This window comes from Niastella populi (assembly GCF_002078015.1).
In the GTDB taxonomy this organism is placed as follows: Bacteria; Bacteroidota; Bacteroidia; order Chitinophagales; family Chitinophagaceae; genus Niastella; species Niastella populi.
Map to the genome: position 1 here is coordinate 36,867 of NZ_LWBP01000219.1, position 6,791 is coordinate 43,657.

The following is a 6,791-nucleotide window of genomic DNA, read 5'->3' on the forward strand; positions in this document are numbered from 1 at the left end:
TTCTGACCGGACTGGCAAAATTGGAGATTAGTTCTTATTTTTCGTCTTACTAAAAAAATACTAGATCATATAATAATTCATACGATGAGTTTTTTAGGCCGCATATTTCGAAGCAACATGGTAGAATGTCCGCGCTGTTTGGGAAAAGGTACTGTGGACATCGACGATATTAAACGCCTCAAGAAAGAACTATTCTGGGCACCAGGAAAATGTGCCTATTGTAACGGATTGGGGAAGGTACCTCCTGACAGAATCGAAAAATTGGACCCGGATGTTGAATACTTAACCACTGACTTACCTTCCTGGGAAAGACACAAAGTGATCACCGGAGACGATGACGCCATGAAAAGAGCAAGAGAATTCAAAGAGACGGTTTTGGCAGTCGTTGAAGAAATTGAACAAATGTATTACATCGAAAATAAGGAACCCTGTGAAATCGCCGGGCACCTATTTCACAAGCAGGGAAGATTCGTGTATTCTGCTTCCGAAAAACAAGAGATGGTTGAATACGTAGAAAAAGTAATCAACAGCAAGCTCAAAAAATAGGAAGCACTGGTTTTTCCTCACGGGCCGACAATTTTCAGGAATCCGAACTACGTTTAAGCACCATTAGAATGTACAACGTTATCTTAATTGGCACAAGACACGAAGCAATAGGAAAATGCAACGCGGATGAATTGTGTAAAATCATTGAACGCATAAACCCGGATGTAATTTTTGAAGAAATTCCGCCTTCTTACTTTGATACATTTTATATCAACAAGAGTCGACGTAATCTGGAAACAGATTCGATAAACAAATATCTGGAAAGCCACATCATCAAACATATTCCTGTAGATTCGGATGATGTACCACCGGAATCCTTCTTTTAACGCTGTAGAGCGACCATCTGATCATGCTACTCCGCCAGCAAGAAGAAAGAAAATAAACGATTTATTTTATCGCACAACTTAAGTAATGAGTAAGTGGACTTTAATACTACTAATATATGGATTTACGATAGGTTGTAAATCTGAAAAAAAAGCTTCGCCCCAATTAAATATTATTCTTTTCGGCTACGATTCTATTGCCTGCTATTATGGAAACAGTACTGAATTGACGGATTTGAGATATGGAAAAATTACTGATCCACTTTTTATGGATACGATTTTAACTAATGCAAGAGACCGAAGACCGGCGCTGATTGTGTTAAAGCCTGGAGATGGTGCCGCAGTCCTTGGGAATTGGGAGCACCTGGATACGCTGTTTAAAATAAATAATTTTGAGAACAGAAAAATAGACACGCTTGACGAAAAAGAACAGAAATTCTTTAATACTACATCGATAATTCCCTGGCTGAAAGAACATGAAAAGCCATTGAAACTTTTTTTGCCAAAGGACGAAAACGAGCATGTTGTTGTGCCATCCGACAAAACACTGGTAGTTCTTATTCTTAATGAGCAGGAAGCATACGCCTACAATGGAACTGCAGTGAAAACTGGAAGGAAATACACCTATGAAGAACTGGGATTATACCTGGGTACAAAGAAATCACGATCTGGCTTTCTTGTTGTACTCAAGCCTGGCGAAAAATGTTCTTACAAAAGTGCTGTAGATATGCTAGACTTAATGACGATCCATAGGGTAAAGAATTATAGAATGGAATCCCCAACCAAAGAGGAACAGACTCTCATTAATGAACTGTTAGAAACAAAAGCCGAATAAGCTGATACACTATGAGCACCTATGTCATCGGAGATCTGTTATTTATTTTATAAAAACAGACATACCTAAGCCTAGATAAAGACATCCTGAATTACAATAAAGCAAAATTGGAATTAAAAATGAACAAACTTTTACTATTGTTAATTTACTTCTCTTTGACAATCTTTTCTGCGGTGGGTCAGAATGAACAAATAGCACAAATCCAGGACCTCATTGACCAGGAACAGTATGATAAGGGGCTTGAAATAATTGACAAGGTAATTTCAAAGCACCCAACTAACATTTTATTTTACTATAAAGCAGTATGCGAACAACAGAAGAACTTGCTTAAACCGGCGGCAGTTTCAGCATCTTCAGCTCTGAAAACAACCATAACTACCGATACATTATACGAACGTATTCTTTTTTTACGCTCCTTCTGTTACGCACATTCCGGTGAACTGGATTTAGCGATTGCAGATAATGAGACATTGTTAAAGCAATTCCCAAACGACATTCACTATCTGCTTAATATGTCCTTTTTGTATGGAGAAAACCGACAGTTTGAAGATTGTATGAAAGTACTTCGGAAAGCATTAACAATTGATTCCTCCAAAATTTCAATCTTTACTAATCTTAGCTACTACAGTACTCAATCAGGTAAATACGAGGATGCAATCAAATATAGTGAGAAGGGGCTATCTCTGACAAAAGACTCCGTTTGGGTAGCCTCCCTTTTAAATAGTTTAGGCTTTGCACAGGCAAAAACAATTTCAGTTGAAAAGGGACTTCAGACTATTAGGCAAGCTATCAGTTATCAGCCCAATAACCCTTATGCCTTTTTCAATCTGGGGCTTATCTACCTCAGTAAAAAGGAAATTGAGGAAGCGTGTAAAAATTTTAACATAGCGCGGCAATTAGGCGGTATAAATATGACTGAAGAATATATAAAGGCGTATTGCAAATAAATGCACAGCAAAAGCAGCTAATATATTGGAACCAATTTGGCCGTTGACAACGGCCCAACTATTTCCATTCTAGAAATAGTTCCCCTAATTAATATCACTTTTTAAGTTAATTACTAAACAATGGTACAACACTACCTTTTAAATCCTATTCTATCCCTATCTTCCCATTTCCTTTGTTCCGCTTTTTCATCCAGCAAGTTTTCCAGGGCATCATAAATTTGGTTGAGTTGGACATCATGTTCGCCTAATCGCTCTTTAATTTGTTTTAATTGTTCTACCAGGTCATTTTCCTTATAGACAACCCGCCTTATTTGAATAAATGCTCTCATGATAGCAATGTTCATGTTTATTGCCCTATCACTATTTAGTATACCGCTGAGCATAGCAACGCCCTGTTCAGTAAAAACATAGGGCAACGCACTATTGGGGCGCCTGCCTGGGTATGTCATCACAAATTGTGATGTCATACTTTTCTGTGAACTCTCCATCTGCAATCTTACACTTTCCCATTCGTCTCTTGTTAGTTAACATAAAATCGGCAGGGAAACGCTTTCCATTCCGCTTAACAGACTGGTTAAATATTCTTGTTTCTACATCGTAAAGGGCAGCCAGATCCCTGTCAAGCATCACCCTTTCGCCTCTTATTTCATAAATTCTATTTTGAATACTTTGAATAATTTCCATTTTACTAGATTTAAACTGTAAAAAAGTATCTGTCCGCACAGGCAACGATCGACCAAGTCAGTTTATTGATTATTGGTTAATGTCTTTATTTAAAACAATTGTAGTATCGGTTTGTACCAACCGCATCCCATCCCTCTTTATCCACAACTCTTTTATTTTATTAGCAGCCTCTTCCGGCGAAATACGGATATACTTATAAAAATCCTTTGTTCGTTTGTGGCCGCTGATCTTCATTATCAGCTCAACCGGTGTGCCAGCCAGGAATTCATTGGTGCAGAATGACCGGCGGGCAGTATGCGAAGTGATCCAGTCGTATTTGGGTTTTATGACCTCGATACTTTTGTTTCCTTTTTTGTAGGAGAATTTAATGGAGCGGTTTAGTCCAGCCAGTTTGCCGATGGTTTTAATGTGGCGGTTAAATTCAGGATTGGTAAGTGCGGGTATGCGCTCACGGAACTGGCAAGTGAAGATATGCTTGGCTTCCTCGCGTAAGGGAATAATAACCCAGTGATCTGATTTTTCCTGTTTCTTGTATAACATATCAATTTGCAGATCTTCGGGCTTTAAGGTAGAGAAATCGGAGAACCGCAAGCCGGTAAGACAGCCCAGCACAAACAAATCGCGGTATTCGATAAGATGAGGATGGGCAGATAGATCAGTTTGGTAAATGGCTATTATTTCCTGGTGACTTAAATAAATAGCATCGCATTCTTCTTCGGGTATTTTGAAATCGGTGAGGTCGATGGGTGTAATGATCTTTCTTTTAACCCGGTCTTTTATAAAACCGCGCAGATGCTTGATGGCTTTACCAATGGTATTCAGCTTTAAACCCGTCAACACCTCTTGGCGACGCATATGCACATGCTCAAAGGTGAGGTAGTCAATAAAGTCGTGGTAGAAATTAAAATCAAAACTGGCAAAGAAAATTTTCTCCTGGCGGTATTTTTCAAATGCCTGTAGATGTGCCTTTACATTGCCATATACGGTCAGTGTTGCCTTGCTTACTTTTCGTTCTTTGGTATTAATGTAATCATCAAACTGGTAGTAGATATCCTGCTTAGCTTCTTTCTTTGCTGCTTCCTGTTTGGCAACAGCGCTTATGCGCTCATCGAGAACACTTAAATCCAGTGTAGGAGTAAAAGCCTTTTTTACAAACGAACCTTTGTCGGTAATCTGTTTGCGGGTAGCTTCAGCAACCAGGTCCTCTACTAATCTTTTAATACGAAGTAATTCATCATTCAATTTTACCGGACTACCATATTCAGCTGGTAGCTGTGGTGACACGCGTAATTGTTTGGGATGCCAGTACTGTGGTGGAATGTAAATGCCAGTGTTTAGTAGTGTACGGTTCGTTGCACTAAAGCAGTACAGAAAAAAAATCGGTGCAGTTCCGTCTTTTCTAACTCTCTTGGCTCTGCAAATTGGCTTGATCGGTAACAACATTTTTTAGGTCGATTTTTGGTCGACTAACGAATGTGTCTACCTGAATTAAAGGTCGGAAGAATAAAAACTGCCCGCTGTTATGAATACCTGAAAATCAACCGGCTGCAAGTAAAGATGGATAAAAATAAAAAAGGTCCATCATTGCTGATGAACCTCTTTTGCGGACCGGACGGGACTTAACCCTAACGGTTACAATTACTTGAAAATGAAGCGCATACTCTTTGCTGTTTATAATCTTACGCGACCAATCCTGTTTTTTTCAAAAAACTTACACATCCATACGTATCCGAACATGTCATTACAAATATAGCCAAAATGGCAATAACATATGTTTTTCCCCGCGAGTATTTCTTCCATTTATAGGGCACCTTACCCTACAATGCGCGAGTCCAGTTTGACACCATCATCACCCACGCCTAAATGAAACGGAATAGGCATGTTCTTTCCTGATAGCCTGCCGTGTTGTATACCGCAGTCTACTAGTCATGACTATAGGCAAAGACGTTAAAGGAAAATAAAAGACAACTGCAACTGGTGAATAGGTTACAGTTTTCGCCGCCACATCTGGAAATCACGGTTCACTTATTTTTCTTTTCGTGATAGGAGGGTTTCCAGTTATCTTTTAGCTTCAACATTTCAAGTAGGTCTTTATTGAAAAGAAACATGATCAGTTTACCGTTTTCTTTCAAGGCACCACAAAACCGAAGTTTTTCAAGATACCGCAATAGACCAAGGGAAATCAAAGAACACAAACGAATATTATGGCTATTATATAACCCTAACCTACTATTTCCCCGGCTCCCAGGACACTGTCAATATGATAGGCACGTCCATAATGATAGCCCTTGTCGGTTACCATATAACCGTCACCATCCTGGCTGATGAGGCCACGATCCCTCAGTTGCTCCAGTGCAGACTTGTAGGCCGCCACGTTTTGTTACAGTATTGCCTCCCTTTTTTGATATTACAGGCTCAGAGGTTAATATAACCATTAGTGAAATTGCAGAAAACGTTGCTATTTATTTAGGCTTTCCTTTCGCAGCGGGCTTTTTACCCGGTTTATCTTACTTAAGCTAGGGGGCGAAAACTGGTACGAAAAGGAATTTATCCCATTTATTTCTCCTATCACATTAATTGCATTGCTGTTTACAATTGTTATAATGTTCAGTCTAAAGGGAAAACTGATCGTTCAGATACCTTTTGATGTAATCAGGATTGCCATCCCACTGGTCATCTATTTTGCTATATGGTCGGGTAAATTTGAATAATATGTTTCTTACGGCAAATTAATTTGATAAATGTGACTAATAGCCAATAGGCGTGTTATTTTGGGCGATAAGTGTGTAAAAAAACATGGCCGGGATGAGAACCCAGCCATGTTAATTTTATTGGTGCCGTTAATTTTCAACTAGTGAGCGCCGGCACCTTTTACTTTATTTACCCTGGTAAAAATTAATAGATTATGCTCATACAATATCAGGCAGCCCTTCTTATCCGTAGCATAAAATAGATCACAGTTACTGGGCACCGATGAAAGTATTATATAGTTTCCCTTAGCAATTAATTTCTCCAGCCCGATCGAAAATAAAATAACAGGATCTGGCTTGGTCGTTAACGCTTGCAATACCCGCGGGTTTGTTATTTCTACCCTAAGGCTATACTTTTCATTCAATACTATTTTATAATCATTTTCAAGTATTTTTATTGTATCAGAACTTTCCTGGTATTTATTACATTTATACAAATTGCCCCCATGCGCATTTTTAGGTGAGATCATGAAATTACTTATGATTATAATACCCACTTTCACCAGGTTTAATACCCTGAACTGTGCCATACTCTGGAATTTTTGATTGTAACGTTGATAATTTCATCACTTCAGGTTTAATTGACCAACCATTCTTTGTATAGATATACGTTGTGCCATCCTGACTTTTTCCATAAAAAACAGCCGCATGTTGCGCGTCCGGTCCTTTACTTGGATCTGCAAATCTAATAACTGTTTGACCAAAT

At 38.8% G+C, this 6,791-nt stretch carries 9 protein-coding genes; 4 read left to right on the forward strand and 5 right to left on the reverse strand.

Annotated elements, in window-relative coordinates; all coding sequences use genetic code 11:
* The first annotated feature begins 153 nt into the window (after positions 1–153).
* The 3 genes from A4R26_RS28705 to A4R26_RS28720 all read left to right on the forward strand — a co-directional run bounded on the left by A4R26_RS28705 (position 154) and on the right by A4R26_RS28720 (position 2,651).
* Entirely contained in the window at positions 154–546 is a 393-nt protein-coding gene (locus A4R26_RS28705) for a hypothetical protein (RefSeq protein ID WP_165760451.1), read from the forward strand.
* 411 nt (positions 547–957) lie between these two features.
* The gene (locus A4R26_RS28715; RefSeq protein WP_242675043.1) at positions 958–1,704 is read left to right on the forward strand and encodes a hypothetical protein; all 747 of its coding nucleotides are present in this window, start codon (positions 958–960) and stop codon (positions 1,702–1,704) included.
* Positions 1,705–1,823: 119 nt separating this feature from the next.
* The gene (locus A4R26_RS28720; protein ID WP_081169983.1) at positions 1,824–2,651 is read left to right on the forward strand and encodes a tetratricopeptide repeat protein; all 828 of its coding nucleotides are present in this window, start codon (positions 1,824–1,826) and stop codon (positions 2,649–2,651) included.
* A 131-nt stretch (positions 2,652–2,782) separates the two neighbouring features.
* Here A4R26_RS28720 and A4R26_RS35720 read toward each other — a convergent pair whose 3' ends face one another.
* The 4 genes from A4R26_RS35720 to A4R26_RS35230 form a co-directional block, all read right to left on the reverse strand.
* Entirely contained in the window at positions 2,783–2,980 is a 198-nt protein-coding gene (locus tag A4R26_RS35720) for a hypothetical protein (RefSeq protein ID WP_242675044.1), read from the reverse strand.
* Positions 2,981–3,071: 91 nt separating this feature from the next.
* Positions 3,072–3,335 carry an ORF6N domain-containing protein gene (locus A4R26_RS35725; protein WP_242675045.1) on the reverse strand — a complete coding sequence of 88 codons (264 nt, stop codon included), beginning with the start codon at positions 3,333–3,335 and terminating at the stop codon, positions 3,072–3,074.
* Positions 3,336–3,404: 69 nt separating this feature from the next.
* Entirely contained in the window at positions 3,405–4,619 is a 1,215-nt protein-coding gene (locus tag A4R26_RS28730) for a site-specific integrase (protein WP_500684388.1), read from the reverse strand.
* A 937-nt stretch (positions 4,620–5,556) separates the two neighbouring features.
* Positions 5,557–5,709, reverse strand: coding sequence for a helix-turn-helix domain-containing protein (locus A4R26_RS35230; protein ID WP_165760449.1), 153 nt, complete (start codon positions 5,707–5,709; stop codon positions 5,557–5,559).
* A 130-nt stretch (positions 5,710–5,839) separates the two neighbouring features.
* On the opposite strand from A4R26_RS35230, the gene A4R26_RS35935 reads away from it, so the two are divergent.
* Positions 5,840–6,046, forward strand: a complete 207-nt coding sequence (locus A4R26_RS35935) for an arsenic resistance protein (RefSeq protein WP_278248456.1) — start codon at positions 5,840–5,842, stop codon at positions 6,044–6,046.
* A 513-nt stretch (positions 6,047–6,559) separates the two neighbouring features.
* Here the strand turns inward: A4R26_RS35935 and A4R26_RS35235 are convergent.
* The coding region (locus tag A4R26_RS35235; RefSeq protein ID WP_165760452.1) for a hypothetical protein at positions 6,560–6,791 on the reverse strand (232 nt) is incomplete at its 5' end.